The organism is Micromonospora sp. NPDC049836 (genome assembly GCF_044465125.1).
Classification (GTDB): domain Bacteria; phylum Actinomycetota; class Actinomycetes; order Mycobacteriales; family Micromonosporaceae; genus Micromonospora.
Map to the genome: position 1 here is coordinate 396,071 of NZ_JBITLH010000003.1, position 16,429 is coordinate 412,499.

Here is a 16,429-nt window from a genome sequence, read left to right on the forward strand (position 1 = left end):
CGTCAGGGCTCGATCGGGGTGCCGGTCCGGGCGGCCCGGGCCAGGCCCCAGGCGTGCAGCGCCGCCAGCACCGGGACGAGGCTGCGTCCCTCCTCGGTGAGGTGGTACTCGACGTGCGGGGCCTTCGGGGTGCCGAGGTCGCGCCGGGCGACCAGGCCCTCCGCCGCCAGCTCGCGCAGCCGCTGGGCGAGCATCTTCTCACTGACGTCCGGCATGCGTCGGCGCAGTTCGCCGTAGCGGTGCACGCCCTCCTTGAGGTGGGCGAGGATCACCGGCCGCCACCGGCCGCCGAGCACGTCGACGGCCACCTCCACCGCGCAGTGGTAGCGCCTCGGCACGCGATCCCCCTACTCACCGGAAAGTGCGTACTTGAACCCGCGCCGGCCCGGGTGTGGGCTGGTGGGCATGATCGTTGAGTACATCAGGTACCGGGTGCCGGTCGAGCGGCAGGCGGAGTTCGTCCCGGCGTACGGCCGGGCCGCGAAGGCGCTGGACGCCGCGCCCGAGTGCCTCGACTACGAGCTGAGCCGCTGCGTCGAGGACCCGGCCGGGTACGTCCTGCGGATCCGTTGGACGTCGGCCGAGGACCACCTCCGGGGCTTCCGCACCGGCCCGCACTTCCCCGGGTTCTTCCGCGAGATCCGCCCCTACGTCCACGACATCGAGGAAATGCGCCACTACACCCCGACGGAGGTCGCCAGCACGGCCTGACCACCGCCGATCATGAGGTTGGCGGCGGTGTCGACCTCGCCGGGTGCCGCCAACTTCATGATCGACGCGCGGGCCGCCGTCAGCGGACGGAGGGCTCCACGAAGGGTGGGCGGGTCAGGCGCATCTGGGCGCGGCGACCGCGGATGTCGACCTCCAGCGTCTCGCCGTCGGCGAGCTTCGGGTCGGTGTCGATCAGGGCCAGGGCGATGCCCTGCTTCAGGGTGGGGCTGAAGGTGCCGCTGGTGATCGTGCCGGCCTGCCTGTCGCCGGCGTACACGGCCATGCCGGGGCGCGGGATGGCCCGGTCGACCGCCACCAGTCCGCGCAGCGTACGGGCGGGGCCGGCGGCCTTCTCGGCGAGCAGCGCGTCCCGGCCCCAGAACGCCGGCTTGTCCCAGCCCACCGCCCAGCTGGAGCGGCCCTGCAGCGGGGTGATCTCCAGTGACAGGTCCTGCCCGTGCAGCGGGTAGCCCATCTCGGTGCGCAGGGTGTCCCGGGCGGCCAGCCCACAGGCCCGCAGCTCGTACCCGGCGCCGGCGGCGAAGAGCGCGTCCCAGACGGCGGGGGCGTGCTCGGCCGGGACGACCAGCTCGTAGCCGAGTTCGCCGGTGTAGCCGGTGCGGCACACGGTCAGCTCGGCGCCGTCCAGCGAGGCGGTCGAGAAGCTCATGTAGTCGTGCCCGGTGGGCAGGCCCAGCGCGCCGAGCAGCTCCGCCGAGCGCGGCCCCTGCACCGCGAGCACCGCGTACGCCTCGTGCTCGTCGGTGACCAGCACGCCGGCCGGGGCGGCGGCGCGCAGCCGGCGCACCACCTCGGCCGTGTTCGCCGCGTTCGGGACGAGGAAGACGTGGTCGTCGGCGTGCAGGTAGGCGATGATGTCGTCCACCACGCCGCCGGTGGCCTGGTCGCAGCAGAGCGTGTACTGCGCCTGGCCGGGCCCGATCCGGCGCAGGTCGTTGCTGAGGCAGGCGTTGACGAAGTCCGCCGCGCCCGGCCCGGAGATCCGCGCCTTGCCCAGGTGCGAGACGTCGAAGACACCCACCCCGGTACGCACCGCCGTGTGCTCCTTGAGCACGCCGCCGCCGGCGTACTCCAGGGGCATCTCCCAACCCCCGAACGGGGCGAACTTGGCGCCGAGCGCGGTGTGCCGCTCGTGCAGGGGGGAACGGCGCAGCCGGGTCGCGGCGGCGTCGGAGGTCACCTCGGTCATGGGTGGCAACTTACCGTCACCAGCTGGCCTGGTTAGCATCGGCGGGACCCCCGCCTGCACCCATCGGCGGGACAGCCACTGCTCCGACGGGTAGGTTGCCGCCGGAGACCTTCATCGCCGGCACGCCACGACGCGGCCGGCCCGGCCCGCCCGGAGTAGCTTTCGTGACATCGCCCCGCACCACCCTCAGCCTGGTCGACACCGACCCCGCCGAACTCGCCGTCGACGCGATCGTGATCGGCGTGCACAGCCAGACCACCGAGCAGGAGGCCGGCTCACCCGCCGGCGCCCTGCTGCTGGCCAGCGGCGCCGAGAGCATCGCCGCCGCGTTCGACGGCAAGCTGACCGCGACCCTCGCCCTGCTCGGCGCGACCGGCGGCGCCGGCGAGGTGATCAAGCTGGCCACGCTGGGCACGATCACCGCGCCGGTGGTCGCCGCCGTCGGGCTCGGCCCGGAGCCGTCCGGCGCCGCCCCCGCCCCGGAGACCCTGCGCCGGGCCGCCGGCGCGGCGGTCCGCGCCCTGGCCGGCGCGTCCCGCGTCGCGCTGGCCCTGCCGCTGCCCGACGACGCCGACGCCCCGGCCGCGCTGCGCGCGGTGGCCGAGGGCGCACTGCTGGGCGGTTACCGGTTCGCCGGTTACAAGACCAGGCCGCAGCCGGCCCGCCGGGAGCCGGTGGCCGAGGTGCTGGTGGCCGTGCCGGACGCCGGCGAGGCGACCGCCCAGGCCGAGGTCACCCGGGCCCTGGCGGTCACCGGCGCGGTGCTGACCAGCCGGGACTGGGTCAACACCGCCCCGAACGAGCTGCGCCCGCCGGCGTTCGCCGACGTCGTGGCCGCCGCCGCCCGCGAGGCCGGCCTCGGCGTCGAGGTGCTCGACGAGGCGGCGCTGCGCGAGGGCGGCTACGGCGGCATCATCGCCGTCGGCCAGGGCTCGGAGGCCCCGCCGCGGCTGGTCAAGCTCACCTACACCCCGGAGGGCGGCGGCAGCGGCAAGCGGGTCGCGCTGGTCGGCAAGGGCATCACCTTCGACACCGGCGGCATCTCGATCAAGCCGGCCCAGGGCATGTGGGAGATGAAGTCCGACATGGCGGGCGCGGCGGCGGTCGGCGCGGCCATGCTGGCGGTGGCGGCGCTCAAGCCGTCGGTGGCCGTCACCGGCTACCTGCCGATGGCGGAGAACATGCCGTCGGGCACCAGCTACCGGCCGGGCGACGTGATCAGCATGTACAGCGGCAAGAAGGTGGAGGTGCTCAACACCGACGCCGAGGGCCGGATGATCCTGGCCGACGCCATCGCCCGGGCCTGCGAGGACGGCACGGACTACCTGTTCGAGACCTCCACGCTGACCGGCGGCCAGGTGATCGCGCTGGGCAAGCGGATCGCCGGCGTGATGGGCACCCCGCAGCTGTGCGAGCGGGTCAGGGCGGCCGGCGAGGCGACCGGCGAGCCGGCGTGGCCGATGCCGCTGCCGGATGACGTGCGCAAGGGCATGGACTCCGAGGTCGCCGACATCTCGCAGGTCAACGCCGTGATGGACCGGGCCGGTCACATGCTGCAGGGCGGCGTGTTCCTGCGCGAGTTCGTCACCGACGACGTGGCCTGGGCGCACATCGACATCGCCGGGCCGGGCTACCACGCGGGTGAGCCGACCGGCTACTGGACCAAGGGCGGCACCGGCGTCCCGGTCCGCACCCTGCTGCACCTGATCGACGACGTCGCCGCCAACGGCTGACGGCGACCACCGCGACGGGGCGCCCTCCACGGAGGGCGCCCCGTCGTCGGGGTACGGGTCAGAAGAGTTCCGGGCGCCGCTTGCGGCGCTCGTTGTAGTCGCGCATCCGCTGCGGGTAGCCCATCAGCCGCACGTCGTAGATCGGGATGGCGGTCCGGTGGGCCCAGCGCCGGGCGTCCTCCGGGCTGCCGACCCGCCGCCGGGTCCACTCGCCGTCGTCGGCGATCAGCATGACCGTGGTCTCGGTGACCGTGGTCCGCGGTTCCAGGTACGCCTCGACGCCCCGCCGGGTCCGGACGAAGTTCTCAAGGTGGTCCAGATCGGCGCGATCGGCGGCCCGGTCGCGGCTCCCCGCGGCCACCCGCTTGCGTCGTCGGAACAGCGCCACCGGACCCACTCCTCCCCCGGACGTCATCGAAGACGATGCCAAGGGTACGTGCCGGCGACGTGTCGTTGGGCACCTCGGTACGCGCTCGGCCGTCGGTGGTGACAAGATGACCGAGGTGGGGTGTGCCTGTTACTCCGCCGTAACCCCCGATGCAGTGACGCGACCTGGGAGTTGGATGTGAGCGAGCCGAACGACACGACCTTCGACATCGTCATCCTCGGAGGTGGTAGCGGCGGCTACGCGGCGGCGCTGCGTGCCGCCCAGCTGGATCTCTCCGTCGCGCTCATCGAGAAGGGCAAGCTCGGCGGCACCTGCCTGCACAACGGCTGCATCCCCACCAAGGCGCTGCTGCACGCCGCCGAGGTCGCCGACCAGACCCGCGAGTCCGAGCAGTTCGGCGTGAAGGCCGAGCTGGTGGGCATCGACATGGCGGCGGTCAACTCGTACAAGGACGGCGTGATCTCCCGCCTCTACAAGGGCCTCCAGGGCCTGGTGGGCAGCAGCAAGAAGATCACCTTCGTGGCCGGCGCCGGCAAGCTGGTCGGCAAGAACGTGGTCGAGGTCGACGGCAAGCGCTACACCGGCCGCAACGTCGTGCTGGCCTCCGGCTCGTACGCCAAGACCCTGCCCGGTCTGGAGATCGACGGCGAGCGGATCATCACCAGCGACCACGCGCTGACCATGGACCGGATCCCGGCCTCGGTGATCGTGCTGGGCGGCGGTGTGATCGGCGTCGAGTTCGCCAGCGTCTGGAAGTCCTTCGGCGTCGACGTGACCATCGTCGAGGCGCTGCCCCGCCTGGTCGCCGCCGAGGACGAGGAGTCGTCGAAGGCGCTGGAGCGGGCGTTCCGCAAGCGGAAGATCAACTTCAAGGTCGGCAAGCCGTTCGAGAAGGTCGAGAAGACCGACAAGGGCGTGAAGCTGACCATTCAGGGCGGCGACGCGGTCGAGGCCGAGCTGCTGCTGGTCGCCGTCGGCCGCGGCCCGAACACCGCCAACCTCGGCTACGAGGAGCAGGGCGTCAAGATGGACCGCGGCTACGTGCTGACCGACGAGCGGCTGCGCACCAGCGTGCCGAACGTCTACGCGGTCGGCGACATCGTGCCCGGCCTCCAGCTCGCGCACCGCGGCTTCCAGCAGGGCATCTTCGTCGCCGAGGAGATCGCCGGCCAGAACCCGGCCGTGATCGACGAGGTCGGCATCCCGCGCGTCACCTACTGCGATCCCGAGCTGGCGTCGGTCGGCCTGACCGAGGCGAAGGCCAAGGAGCAGTACGGCGCCGACAAGATCAAGAGCTACAACTACAACCTGGGCGGCAACGGCAAGAGCCAGATCCTCAAGACCACCGGCTTCGTGAAGCTGGTCCGGGTCGAGGACGGCCCGGTGGTCGGCGTGCACATGGTCGGCGCCCGGGTCGGCGAGCTGATCGGCGAGGCGCAGCTCATCTACAACTGGGAGGCCTACCCGGCCGAGGTGGCGCAGCTCGTGCACGCCCACCCGACGCAGACCGAGGCCCTGGGCGAGGCGCACCTGGCCCTGGCCGGCAAGCCGCTGCACTCCCACGCCTGATCACGACAACCGCGGCGTCCGGCGACGGGCGATGATCCCACCAGGGGAATGAAGGAGTCTGGAGAACATGCCGGTATCGGTCACCATGCCCCGGCTCGGCGAGAGCGTCACCGAGGGCACCGTCACGCGCTGGCTCAAGCAGGAGGGCGACACCGTCGAGGTCGACGAGCCGCTGCTTGAGGTCTCCACCGACAAGGTGGACACCGAGATCCCGTCGCCCGCGGCGGGCGTGCTGAGCCGGATCGTGGTCGGCGAGGACGAGACCGCCGAGGTCGGCAGCGAGCTGGCGGTCATCGCCGGTGAGGGCGAGGAGGCCGGCGGGGCCGCCCCGCAGGAGCAGGCCCCGGCCGAGCAGGAGCAGGCCCCGGCGGAGCAGGCCGAGCAGGCCGCCGCCGAGCCGCAGGCGGAGGCGGAGCAGTCGGCCGTCGAGGAGCCCACCCCGGCCGCCGCGCCGTCCGGCGAGGGCACCCCGGTGACCATGCCGGCCCTGGGCGAGAGCGTCACCGAGGGCACGGTGACCCGCTGGCTCAAGCAGGTCGGCGAGACCGTCGAGGTCGACGAGCCGCTGCTGGAGGTCTCCACCGACAAGGTGGACACCGAGATCCCGTCGCCGGTCGCCGGCACGCTGTTGGAGATCAAGGTCCCCGAGGACGAGACCGCCGAGGTCGGCGGCGTCCTGGCGATCGTCGGGGCGGCCGGCGCCGCGCCGGCCCAGCCGCAGGCGCAGCCGAAGCCGGAGCCCAAGGCCGAGGCGAAGCCCGAGCCCAAGCCGGAGCCCAAGCCGGAGCCGAAGGTCGAGGAGCCCACCCCGGGCCTGTCGTACAACGAGCCGGCCGCCGAGGCCGAGCAGGCCGCCCAGCCGGCCAGGGCCGAACAGGCCGCGACCCCGCCCGCGCCGGCCACCACGACGCAGCGACCGACCGCCCCGGCCCCGGCCGGTGGCGAGGAGGCCGCCGGCTACGTGACCCCGCTGGTGCGCAAGCTGGCCGCCGAGCACGGCGTGGACCTCTCCTCGGTCAACGGCAGCGGCGTCGGCGGGCGGATCCGCAAGCAGGACGTGCTGGACGCGGCCGAGAAGGCCAAGGCCGCCAAGGCCGCGCCGGCCGCCCAGCCGGCCCCGGCCGCCGGGGCGCCCGCCCCGGCCAAGCCGGCCGCGAAGCCGCAGCCCAGCGGCAAGCGGGGCACGATCGAGAAGCTGCCCCGGATCCGCAAGGCCATCGCCACCCGCATGCACGAGTCGCTGCACGAGATGGCGCAGCTGACCACGGTGATCGAGGTGGACGTCACGCGGATCGCCAAGCTGCGGGCCCAGGCGAAGGACTCCTTCCAGCAGCGGCACGGCGTGAAGCTGTCCTTCCTGCCGTTCTTCGCCCTGGCCGCCATCGAGGCGCTGCAGACGTACCCGATCCTCAACGCCCAGCTGGACCTGGCCGGCGGGACGATCACCTACCCGGAGGCCGAGCACCTGGGCATCGCCGTGGACACCGAGCGCGGCCTGCTCGTGCCGGTCATCCACAACGCCGGTGACCTCAACCTGGGCGGGATCGCCAAGCGGGTGGCCGACCTGGCCGAGCGCACCCGGACCAACAAGATCAGCCCGGACGAGATCGCCGGCGCGACCTTCACGCTGACCAACACCGGCAGCCGGGGCGCGCTCTTCGACACCCCGATCGTGCCGTCGCCGCAGTCGGCGATGCTCGGCACGGGTGCCGTGGTGAAGCGCCCGGTCGTGGTCAACGACCCGGAGCTGGGCGAGGTCGTCGCGGTCCGCTCGATGGTCTACCTGGCCCTGTCCTACGACCACCGGCTGATCGACGGCGCGGACGCGGCCCGCTTCCTGGTCGCGGTCAAGGAGCGGCTGGAGGCCGGCAACTTCGAGGCCGAACTGGGGCTCTGACCCCCGGACGGCAGCGGGGCGCGCGGCGGAAGCCGCGCGCCCCTTCGTCGTTTCCGGGTCAGCCGCGCAGGTGCTCCGCGGAGACCGCCCAGAGCCGCTCGGCGGCCGCCGGGTCCCGCGCGTACGGGGCGTACCCGGTGCGGGTGCCCGGCTGGTTCGGCCCGGCCTCCTGGCAGTCCTCGAAGTACCGGCCGCCGACGCCGGCGACCAGCGGCGAGGCGGCGACCAGCACCGAGGTGGCCGCACCCTGCTCGGGGTTCTTCCAGTACGCCGCGCCGCCGCCGCTCTGGGTGCGCATCCGGTCGAGTTCCTCCTCGCTGATGTAGCGCTGGAGGTTGGTCCGGATCGCCCCCGGCATGAGGGCGTTGGTGTAGATGCCGTCGTCGGCCCAGCGCCGGGTGGCCTCCACCGCGAAGAGCACGTTCGCGGTCTTCGACTGGCCGTACGCCTGCCACGGGTCGTAGGGCCGCTGCCGGAAGTGGATGTCCTCGAAGACCACCGGCGAGCGCAGGTGGGCCGCCGAGCTGACCGAGACGATCCGCGCGCCCTCGGCCGCGACGAGGGCCGGGTGCAGCCCGGTGGCCAGCGCGAAGTGCCCGAGGTGGTTGGTCGCGAACTGCATCTCCCAGCCCTGTTCGGTGCGCAGCTCGGGCGAGGCCATGATGCCGGCGTTGTTGACCAGCATGTGCAGCGGCCCGTCCCAGCTGCGGACGAAGGCGGCCACCGAGGCGAGGTCGGCCAGGTCGAGCGGGGCGACCAGGACGCGGTCGTTGCCGGTGCTGCCGGTGATGTCGGCGGCGGCGCGCTGGCCGGCCTCGGTGTTGCGGACCGCGAGGGTGACGTCGGCCCCGGCGGCGGCGAGCGCGCGGGCGGTTTCGACGCCGATGCCGGAGGCGCCGCCGGTGACGACGGCCCGCCGGCCGGTCAGGTCGAGGTCACGGACCACCTCCAGGGCGGTCGTCTCGCGGGAGAACGGGGTGCTGACGGGTGTGCTGGTGGTCATGATCCATCCTTGTCGGCGGCGGCACGGACCGATCGTCCGAGCGCTACGATGAGAAGCGGAGGATCCTCCGTTACTCCGACCTTAACCGGAGGCCCCTCCGGTTGCCAAACCCGGCCGGGCCCGCGCCCCCGGTCGAGCCGAGGAGGGAACGTGCCCGACCGACCGCTGCGCGCCGACGCGCTGCGCAACCGGCAACGCCTGCTGGACGCCGCGGTCCGCACGTTTTCCCAGGCCGGCGCGGAGGTAACGCTGGACCGCATCGCCAAGGAGGCCGGCGTCGGGATCGGCACCCTCTACCGCCACTTCCCCACCCGGGAGGCGTTGATCGAGGCGGCCTACCGCAACGAGCTGGCGAAGCTCTGCGACGGCGTCCCGGACCTGCTCGCGAGCCGACCCGCCGAGGAGGCGGTTCGCGCCTGGATGGACCGGTTCGTCGACTACCTCGCCACCAAGCGCGGCATGGCCGACGCGCTGCGGCTGGCCATCGCCTCCGGCGCCAACCCGTACGCGCACAGCCGGGACCGGCTGCTCGCGGCGCTGGGCGACCTGCTGGCGGCCGGCGCCGCCGCGGGCACCGTACGCGCCGACGTGGCCCCCGCCGACGTGCTCGCCGGGCTGAGCGGCGTATCCCTGGTGGCCGGCGAGCCGGAACAGCGCGCCCAGGCCGGTCGTCTGCTCGACCTGCTCATGGACGGGCTGCGCCGCCGCCCGGGCTGAACCCAATCCGACCCGCCGCCGACCCGCCGCTGACAGACTCGGTCGGTGAGCGGCTTCGGGTGGCGGGGGCGCCTCGGGCCGGCGGTGCCGGTGGCGCCCGGGGCCCGGGTGGACCGGTTCGAGGTCTTCTTCGACCTGGTCTTCGTCTTCTCGTTCTTCATCATCACCCGGGCCACCGCGCTCCAGGTCAACGGCGGCGCGCTGCTGCACGCGCTGCTGGTCCTCGCGGTGCTGTGGTGGGCCTGGGTGGTGCACAGCATCGTGGCCACCCGGATCCGGCTCGGCGAGGGCTTCGTCCCGGTCCTCATGACGGTCGGCATGGCGGCCCTGTTCACCTTCGCCCTGTCCCTGCCGAACGCCTTCCGGGACCCGCGCGGCAACGCGGCCGGGCCGATCGTCGCGGCGATCAGCTACACCGTCATCCGCGGCGTGCACCTGCTGCTCTACCTGCACGCCGTGCGGGACAGCCCGGCGGAGCGCCGTCAGCTGCTCCGGTTCACCCCCGAACTGGTGGGTAGCACCCTGCTGCTGGGGGTCGCCGCGCTGATCCCGCCGAAGATCGACGACTCGTCTCGGCCGCGGTGGTCCGGGACGGGCTGTGGGCGATCGTCGTGCTGCTCCAGTACTCCACCGGCCTCATCGCCGGCACCTGGGGCTGGGGCGTCGCCTCCGCCGAGCACTGGACCGAACGCTACGACCTCATCCTGATCATCGCGCTGGGCGAGTCGGTCATCTCCGTGGGCGTCGGCAGCAACCTGCTCGGCCACCCGCCGACCTGGCCGGCCGTGGCGGCGGCCGTGCTCGGCATCTTCTTCACCGCCGCGCTCTGGTGGGCGCACTACGACATGATCGGGCCGGCCGCCCGGATCGCCCTGCACGCCGCCGAGGACGGCCCCCGCGTCGCCATGGCCCGGGACGCCTACGGCTACCTGTTCCTGCCGATGATCGCGGGCATCATCCTGTTCGCGCTCGGCGCGGAGATGATCGTGCACCAGATCGCCGACCCGGAGGTGCCGCAGCACCTGCCGACGCTCGGCCCGGGCGTCCCGCTGCTCTTCGGCGGGGTGATCTGCTACCTCTGCGGCAACATGCTGTTCCAGCTCCGCACCCTGCGCACGGTCAGCTGGACCCGGGTCGTCGCCGTGCTGCTGCTCGCGGTGAGCATCCCGGTGGCCGTACACCTGCCCGCGCTGGCCGCCCTGACGCTGCTGACCGCCGTCACCGTCGGCATGGTGGCCGCCGAGGTGGTGATCTTCGACGAGGGCCGGCGGGCGCTGCGGGGGTTGGTCTTCGAGGAGCGCACCAGCCACGAGGCCCACGAGGCGGAGTACCGCGCGCGCTGGCACGAGCCCCGCCAACCCGACGAGGGCGAGTGAGGACAGCGGGTGTTCTAGACTGCCGGGCAGCGTCGCGGTGCACCCGGCACACGGGCCGCCGTGGGCATGGAGGCGCGGGACAGCAGGGGACCATGTGCACCCAGCCCACCCGTCGAGCGGCCGGCTGACCGCCCTCGGTATTCAGTTGATCGAGATCCACGACTGGCTCCGCGAGGAGCTGGCCCGGCTCCGCGCGAGCCTCGACTCCCCCACCGGCGGTGGCGCCCTCACCCGGGAACTGCGCGCGCACTGCGTCGGTTTCTGTGCCGCGCTGGACCGGCACCACACCGGCGAGGACGGCGGCGCGTTCCGGGCCCTGGCCGACCAGGCGCCCGAGCTGCGTCCCGTGCTGGCCGAGCTGAGCGCCGACCACCGGGTGGTCGCCGACCTGCTGCGCCGGATCGACGCGCTGCTCGCCGACCCGGCCGACGGCCGGTCCGTCCGGGCCGAGCTGGACGGGCTGGCCGGGCTGCTGGAGTCGCACTTCGGCTACGAGGAGCGGAAACTCGTCGCCGCGTTGAACCGGCTGGCCGGCGACCCCGTGGAACTGCTCGGCAGCACGCCACCCGGGAACGGGGAGAACCTCCAACGGACGGAGACCGCATGACCATCGACACCGTCAACGCCGCGGCGGCGGGCACCTGGCAGCTCGGCGACCTGACCGTCAACCGGATCGGCTTCGGCGCGATGCGGCTGACCGCCAACGCCGACGGCAGCCCCAGCGACCGGGACCGGGCGGTGGCGGTGCTGCGCCGCGCGATCGAGCTGGGCGTCAACCACATCGACACGGCGGCGTTCTACTTCTCGCCGCTGCGCTCGGCCAACGAGCTGATCAACCGGGCGCTGTCGCCGCACCCGGAGGACCTGGTCATCGTGGCCAAGGTTGGGCCGGGCAAGGACCCGTCCGGCCAGTGGCTGCCGATGGCCCGACCGGACCAGCTCCGCGGCCAGGTCGAGGAGAACCTGCGCCAGCTCGGCCGCGACCACCTCGACGTGGTCTACCTCCGGGTGTACGGCCCGGAGCCGCTGGCCGAGCACTTCGGCGCGCTCGCCGACCTGCGCGCCGCCGGCCTGATCCGGCACCTCGGCGTCTCCGCCGTACGGGCGCACCAGGTCACCGAGGCGCGGACCATCGCCCCGGTCGTCTCGGTGTCGAACTCGTACGGCCTCGGCTACCGCGCCAGCAACGACGCGTTGATCCAGGACTGCGCCGCGCACGGCACCGCCTTCGTCCCGTTCTTCTCCCTGGTCACCGGCGGCCGCGAGGCCGGCGCGACCGGGGCCGAGCACGACGAGGTCCGCGCCGTCGCCCGGGAGCACGGGGTCAGCCCGGCCCAGGTCCGGCTCGCCTGGACGCTGAGCCAGGGCCCGAACGTGCTCGCCATTCCCGGCACCGGCAACCCGGACCACCTGGTGGAGAACGTGGCGGCGGGCGCGCTGCGCCTGTCGGCGGAGGACCTGGCCCGGCTGGCGGCCGTGCACCGGGCCGCGGCCACGCAGCCCGCCGGCTGAGCCCGGCGCGACGCTCCGCCGGCCGGCCTGGGCGGAGATCCGCCGGTCAGCCGGGCACGGCGATTCGCCGGCCGGCCTGGGCGGGGCGATTCGCCGGCCGGCCCGGGCGGGGCGATTCGCCGGTCAGCAGAATCGGCCGTGCCGGGCTGGCCGGCGCGCGCCGGCGCGGCCATGCTGGCCCGATGGCGATCTTCTCCGTCCAGGCCAGACCCACGGACGCGGCGAGCTGGACCGGGCTGGCCCGGCGGGTCGAGGCGGCCGGCTTCGACGCGCTGCTGGCGGCCGACCATCCCGGTCACGGCGCGTCGCCGTTCGTGGCGCTGGCCGCCGCCGCGGCGGTGACCTCGACGCTGGGCCTCGGCTCGTACGTCTCCAACGCCGGGGTCCGGGAGCCGATCCTGCTCGCCACGGACGTAGCCACCCTGGACGTGGTCTCGGGCGGGCGGGCCCGGCTCGGGCTGGGCGCCGGCCACACCCCGGCCGAATGGCGGGCGGTCGGGCGGGAACGCCCCGACGTCGCCGGCCGGGTCCGCCGGTGCGTCGCCGTGGCCGAGGCCGTCCGGGCCCTCCTGGCCGGCGAGGAGGTCACCGTGGACACCCCCGACCTGGCCGCGTATGCCGCCCGCCTCACCGGGCTGCGGCCGGTCCAGGACCGGATCCCGCTCACCATGGGTACGGCCAACTCCACCCTGCTCTGCTGGGCCGGCGCGCACGCCGACGTGGTCGGCCTTACCGGCTTCGGCCGTACCCTGCCCGACGGTCACCAGCACGAGGTCCGGTGGCGGTCCGACCAGATCGAGGCGCAACTCGCCCAGGTGACCGCCGGGGCGGCCGGCCGGGACCGCCCGCCGGCCCTGGAGGCCCTGGTCCAGCAGGTCACCGTCACCGACGACGCCGAGGCCGCCGCCGCGGTGATCGCCGCCGAGACCGGCCTCACCGCCGCCGCCGTGCTGGCCACCCCGTTCGTGCTGATCGGCACGGCCGACGAGATCGTCGCGGCCGTCGGCCACCACCGGCGCCGCTGGGGGATCACCCGCTTCGTGGTACGCGTCGACGCCGTCGAGGCGTTGGCCCCCGTCCTCCCCCGGCTCGCCGCCTGATCGACCCCGGCCACGCCGGCCCGTCGCGGTGACCCCGTCGGATGCCCGCGTGGCGCCGTGCCACGGCCTCGTGGCCCGGGCGGCCGAGCCCGAGCCACGGCCTCGCGGCCCGCGCGGCCGAGCCCGTGCCACGGCCTCGCGGCCCGCGCGGCCGAGCCCGTCCGGGATCCGGCACGGGGCCGCCTCGGCGTCGCGGAGCCCGGCCCGATGCCGTTCCCGACGGCGACGGTGCCGAGCCGCGCCCGGTGCCATGGCCGATGGCGGAGTGCCGAGCACGTCGGATTGCCACCGTGCGCGCGGGAGAAGACTGCCCTGGAAAGCGATATGCCTCTGCGGCATGAATATGCCGGAGAGGCATATCGCTCTCGGGTACTGTCGCGCGCCCACGGAGCCGGCTGGCTGAGACGGCGGGTGGGCCCGCCAGTGAGCCGGGGGTGGCCGGCGGGTGAGCCGGCGGGTAGGCCGACCAGTGAGCCGGGGGTGGCCGGCGGGTGAGCCGGCGGGTGGGCCGACCAGCGAGCCGGCGGGTGAGCCGGCCAGCGAACCGGCGGGTGAGCCGGCCAGCGAACCGGCGGGTGAGCCGGCCAGCGAACCGGGGGTGGGCCGGCGGGTTAGGCAGCCGCAGAGCAGGTCAGACGGCCAGCAGGCCACCGCCGGCCGCCACCGGCCACCACGCCAGGGACGGCGAGGTCGGGAGCGGCCGGCGGGGTCGGGCGGTCAGCTGGCCGGGACGGCGGTGGCGGCGACGACGCCCTCGTAGTAGCGGATCTTGTCGCGCAGGTGGTCGTACTGGCGGCGGAGCAGGGCCATCTGCTCCTCGACCCGCCCGGCGTGCCGTTCCAGCAGCTCCTGCCGTTCCCGGGCGGTGTGCTCACCGTCGCGGGCCAGCTCGGCGTAGCGGCACATCTCGGCGATCGGCATGCCGGTGTCGCGCAGGCAGCGGAACACCTCCAGCCAGCCCAGGTCCTCGTCGGTGAAGACGCGGCGCCCGCCGGCGGTGCGGCCGATGCCGCTGAGCAGGCCGATCTTCTCGTAGTAGCGGAGGGTGTCGAGGCTGAAACCGCTGCGTCGGGCCGCCTCCGAGGGCGAGTATCGTCCGCTCACATCCCGCAGGGTAGCCGTCGGTCCGCGCCCCGCGCTTGACCTGGAGTGCGCTCCAGGTTGAACAGTGGTCCCATGACGACGACACGACGACTGGGTCGCAGCGGGATCGAGGTCAGCGCCATCGGCATGGGCTGCTGGGCGATCGGGGGGCCGCTCTGGGAGGGCGAGCAACCGCTCGGCTGGGGCGAGGTGGACGACGACGAGTCGATCCGTACGATCCACCGGGCGCTCGACCTCGGGGCCACCCTCTTCGACACGTCCAGCAACTACGGCGCGGGGCACAGCGAGCGGGTGCTCGGTCGCGCGCTCGCCGGCCGCCGCGACCGGGCGGTGATCGCCACCAAGTTCGGCTACCCCACCGACGAGGCGACCCGGCAGGCCACCGGTGAGGACGCCAGCCCGGCGTACGCCCGGCGCAGCCTGGAGGACTCGCTGCGCCGGCTCGGCACCGACCACGTCGACCTGTACCAGCTGCACGTCAACGGGCTGCCGGTGCCAGCGGCGCTGGAGCTGGTCGACACGCTGGAGGACCTGGTCAGCCAGGGCAAGATCCGGGCGTACGGCTGGAGCACCGACGACCCCGCCTCGGCGCGGGCGTTCGCCGCCGCCGGCCCGCACTGCACGGCCGTCCAGCACGACCAGTCCGTGCTGCGGGACAACGCCGCGATGCTCGCGGTCTGCGACGAGTTCGACCTGGCCAGCCTCAACCGGGGCCCGCTGGCGATGGGCCTGCTCACCGCCAAGTACCAGGGCACGCCGGCCGCCCGGGGCGGCGACGACGTGCGTGGGATCGCCCCCGAGTGGCTGCCCTGGTTCAGCGGCGGGGTGCCGCGGGCCGAGTGGGCCGACCGGGTGGCCCGGGTCCGGGCGGTGCTCACCGCCGACGGCCGGACCCTCGCCCAGGGGGCGCTGGGCTGGCTGCTCGCCCGCAGCCCGCGGACCCTGCCCATCCCCGGCTGCCGGACGGTGGCCCAGGCCGAGGAGAACCTGGGCACCCTGGCGTGCGGCCCGCTCCCCGACGCGGCCTTCGCCGAGGTGGAGCGGCTCCTCGCCGAGCTGCGCACCGCGCCGGCGCAGGCCTGACCCGCGGGCCGGGCCGCGCGGCCATGAGGGACGCCGGCGTGAGGAGGTGAGTGATGTCGCTCAACGCATCCGCCCGCGGCTCCGTACCCGAAGATATGCACATGCGGATCCTCATGGCCGGTGTGTCCGGCTTCCTCGGCACCCGACTGGTCGACCGGCTCACCGCGGACGGGCACCAGGTCACCCGCCTGGTCCGCCGCCCACCCCGGGGCAGCGACGAGCGGCAGTGGAACCCGTCCGCGGCGCAGCTCGACCCGCAGCTCGTCGCCGAGTCCGACGCCGTGGTCAACCTGGCCGGGGCCGGGGTGGGTGACAAGCGCTGGGACGCCGCGTACCAGGGGTTGATCCGGAGCAGCCGGGTGGACAGCACCACCACGCTCGCCATCGCCATGGCCGGCCTGCCCGCAGCGGACCGGCCGGCGGTCCTGCTCAACGCCTCCGCGGTCGGCTGGTACGGCAACACCGGCGACCGGGCGGTCGAGGAGGACTCGCCGGCCGGCGACGGCTTCCTGGCCGACGTGTGCCGGGTTTGGGAGGCCGCGACCCGGCCGGCCGAGGACGCCGGCGTGCGGGTGGTCCGGCTGCGCATCGGGCTGCCGCTGGACGGCGCCGGTGGCCTGCTCAAGCCGCTGCTGCTGCCGTTCCGGTTGGGCGTCGGCGGCCGGCTGGGCAACGGCCGGCAGTGGCTGCCGTGGATCTCGATGCGGGACTGGCTGGACGCGCTGACCTTCCTGCTCGACCGCGCGGATCTCGCCGGGCCGGTCAACGTGGTCGGCCCGGCGCCGGTGACCAACGCCGAGTTCAGCCGGGAACTGGGCCGGCAGCTGCACCGGCCGGCGGTCATGTGGGTGCCGGCGCTGGCCTTGAAGGTCGCCCTGGGCGGCTTCGCCCACGAGGCGCTGACCAGCGCGCGGGTCCTCCCCGGGGTGCTGGACCGGGCCGGGTTCCGGTGGACCCATCCCGACCTGCCGGGCGCGCTGCGCGCCGCTCTCGCCGGCTGAGCCGGTGGGAGCGGCGCGGGCCGCG

At 74.3% G+C, this 16,429-nt stretch carries 17 protein-coding genes; 12 read left to right on the plus strand and 5 right to left on the minus strand.

The genetic code is table 11. The features are described from left to right. Positions 1 to 2 precede the first annotated feature (2 nt). Entirely contained in the window at positions 3 to 338 is a 336-nt protein-coding gene (locus tag ACIBPB_RS09690) for a helix-turn-helix domain-containing protein (protein WP_357316426.1), read from the minus strand. A gap of 67 nt (positions 339 to 405) precedes the next feature. On the opposite strand from ACIBPB_RS09690, the gene ACIBPB_RS09695 reads away from it, so the two are divergent. Continuing rightward, positions 406 to 711 (plus strand): putative quinol monooxygenase, encoded by a 306-nt coding sequence (locus ACIBPB_RS09695; RefSeq protein WP_396839127.1) that lies wholly within the window; start codon positions 406 to 408, stop codon positions 709 to 711. A 79-nt stretch (positions 712 to 790) separates the two neighbouring features. Here the strand turns inward: ACIBPB_RS09695 and gcvT are convergent, their stop codons facing one another. Then, the gene (gene gcvT, locus ACIBPB_RS09700) at positions 791 to 1,921 is read right to left on the minus strand and encodes a glycine cleavage system aminomethyltransferase GcvT (protein WP_396839128.1); all 1,131 of its coding nucleotides are present in this window, start codon (positions 1,919 to 1,921) and stop codon (positions 791 to 793) included. A gap of 164 nt (positions 1,922 to 2,085) precedes the next feature. On the opposite strand from gcvT, the gene ACIBPB_RS09705 reads away from it, so the two are divergent. After that, complete coding sequence (locus ACIBPB_RS09705; protein ID WP_396839129.1) at positions 2,086 to 3,654, plus strand: leucyl aminopeptidase; 1,569 nt, start codon at positions 2,086 to 2,088, stop codon at positions 3,652 to 3,654. Between the two features lie 58 nt (positions 3,655 to 3,712). Here ACIBPB_RS09705 and ACIBPB_RS09710 read toward each other — a convergent pair whose 3' ends face one another. Then, positions 3,713 to 4,042 (minus strand): hypothetical protein, encoded by a 330-nt coding sequence (locus tag ACIBPB_RS09710; protein WP_396839131.1) that lies wholly within the window; start codon positions 4,040 to 4,042, stop codon positions 3,713 to 3,715. Between the two features lie 177 nt (positions 4,043 to 4,219). Between ACIBPB_RS09710 and lpdA the strand changes: the two genes are divergently transcribed. Both lpdA and sucB read left to right on the plus strand, forming a co-directional pair. Beyond that, complete coding sequence (lpdA, locus tag ACIBPB_RS09715; protein WP_396839132.1) at positions 4,220 to 5,611, plus strand: dihydrolipoyl dehydrogenase; 1,392 nt, start codon at positions 4,220 to 4,222, stop codon at positions 5,609 to 5,611. 67 nt (positions 5,612 to 5,678) lie between these two features. After that, positions 5,679 to 7,508 (plus strand): 2-oxoglutarate dehydrogenase, E2 component, dihydrolipoamide succinyltransferase, encoded by a 1,830-nt coding sequence (sucB, locus tag ACIBPB_RS09720; protein ID WP_396839133.1) that lies wholly within the window; start codon positions 5,679 to 5,681, stop codon positions 7,506 to 7,508. A gap of 58 nt (positions 7,509 to 7,566) precedes the next feature. Here the strand turns inward: sucB and ACIBPB_RS09725 are convergent, their stop codons facing one another. Beyond that, a complete protein-coding gene (locus tag ACIBPB_RS09725) occupies positions 7,567 to 8,511 on the minus strand; it encodes an SDR family NAD(P)-dependent oxidoreductase (RefSeq protein ID WP_396839134.1) in 945 nt (314 codons plus the stop codon). A 150-nt stretch (positions 8,512 to 8,661) separates the two neighbouring features. Between ACIBPB_RS09725 and ACIBPB_RS09730 the strand changes: the two genes are divergently transcribed. The 6 genes from ACIBPB_RS09730 to ACIBPB_RS09755 all read left to right on the plus strand — a co-directional run bounded on the left by ACIBPB_RS09730 (position 8,662) and on the right by ACIBPB_RS09755 (position 13,216). Continuing rightward, positions 8,662 to 9,228 carry a TetR/AcrR family transcriptional regulator gene (locus ACIBPB_RS09730; RefSeq protein WP_396839135.1) on the plus strand — a complete coding sequence of 189 codons (567 nt, stop codon included), beginning with the start codon at positions 8,662 to 8,664 and terminating at the stop codon, positions 9,226 to 9,228. Positions 9,229 to 9,273: 45 nt separating this feature from the next. Next, complete coding sequence (locus ACIBPB_RS09735; protein ID WP_396839136.1) at positions 9,274 to 9,936, plus strand: low temperature requirement protein A; 663 nt, start codon at positions 9,274 to 9,276, stop codon at positions 9,934 to 9,936. Next, positions 9,840 to 10,604: a low temperature requirement protein A gene (locus ACIBPB_RS09740; RefSeq protein ID WP_396839489.1), complete on the plus strand. Its 765-nt coding sequence runs from the start codon at positions 9,840 to 9,842 to the stop codon at positions 10,602 to 10,604. The genes ACIBPB_RS09735 and ACIBPB_RS09740 overlap by 97 nt, the downstream gene beginning before the upstream one ends. Before the next feature lie 145 nt (positions 10,605 to 10,749). Then, positions 10,750 to 11,211, plus strand: a complete 462-nt coding sequence (locus ACIBPB_RS09745) for a hemerythrin domain-containing protein (RefSeq protein ID WP_396839137.1) — start codon at positions 10,750 to 10,752, stop codon at positions 11,209 to 11,211. Next, positions 11,208 to 12,116 (plus strand): aldo/keto reductase, encoded by a 909-nt coding sequence (locus ACIBPB_RS09750; protein WP_396839139.1) that lies wholly within the window; start codon positions 11,208 to 11,210, stop codon positions 12,114 to 12,116. Before ACIBPB_RS09745 ends, ACIBPB_RS09750 begins: the two co-directional genes overlap by 4 nt. A 182-nt stretch (positions 12,117 to 12,298) precedes the next feature. Next, complete coding sequence (locus ACIBPB_RS09755) at positions 12,299 to 13,216, plus strand: LLM class flavin-dependent oxidoreductase (RefSeq protein WP_396839140.1); 918 nt, start codon at positions 12,299 to 12,301, stop codon at positions 13,214 to 13,216. Between the two features lie 717 nt (positions 13,217 to 13,933). On the opposite strand, the gene ACIBPB_RS09760 is transcribed toward ACIBPB_RS09755, so the two are convergent. Next, positions 13,934 to 14,320 (minus strand): MerR family transcriptional regulator, encoded by a 387-nt coding sequence (locus ACIBPB_RS09760; RefSeq protein ID WP_396839141.1) that lies wholly within the window; start codon positions 14,318 to 14,320, stop codon positions 13,934 to 13,936. A gap of 72 nt (positions 14,321 to 14,392) precedes the next feature. Here ACIBPB_RS09760 and ACIBPB_RS09765 point away from each other — a divergent pair, with 72 nt between their 5' ends. Then, a complete protein-coding gene (locus ACIBPB_RS09765; protein WP_396839143.1) occupies positions 14,393 to 15,403 on the plus strand; it encodes an aldo/keto reductase in 1,011 nt (336 codons plus the stop codon). A gap of 101 nt (positions 15,404 to 15,504) precedes the next feature. Next, positions 15,505 to 16,404 (plus strand): TIGR01777 family oxidoreductase, encoded by a 900-nt coding sequence (locus tag ACIBPB_RS09770; RefSeq protein ID WP_396839144.1) that lies wholly within the window; start codon positions 15,505 to 15,507, stop codon positions 16,402 to 16,404. The last annotated feature ends 25 nt before the right edge of the window (positions 16,405 to 16,429 follow it).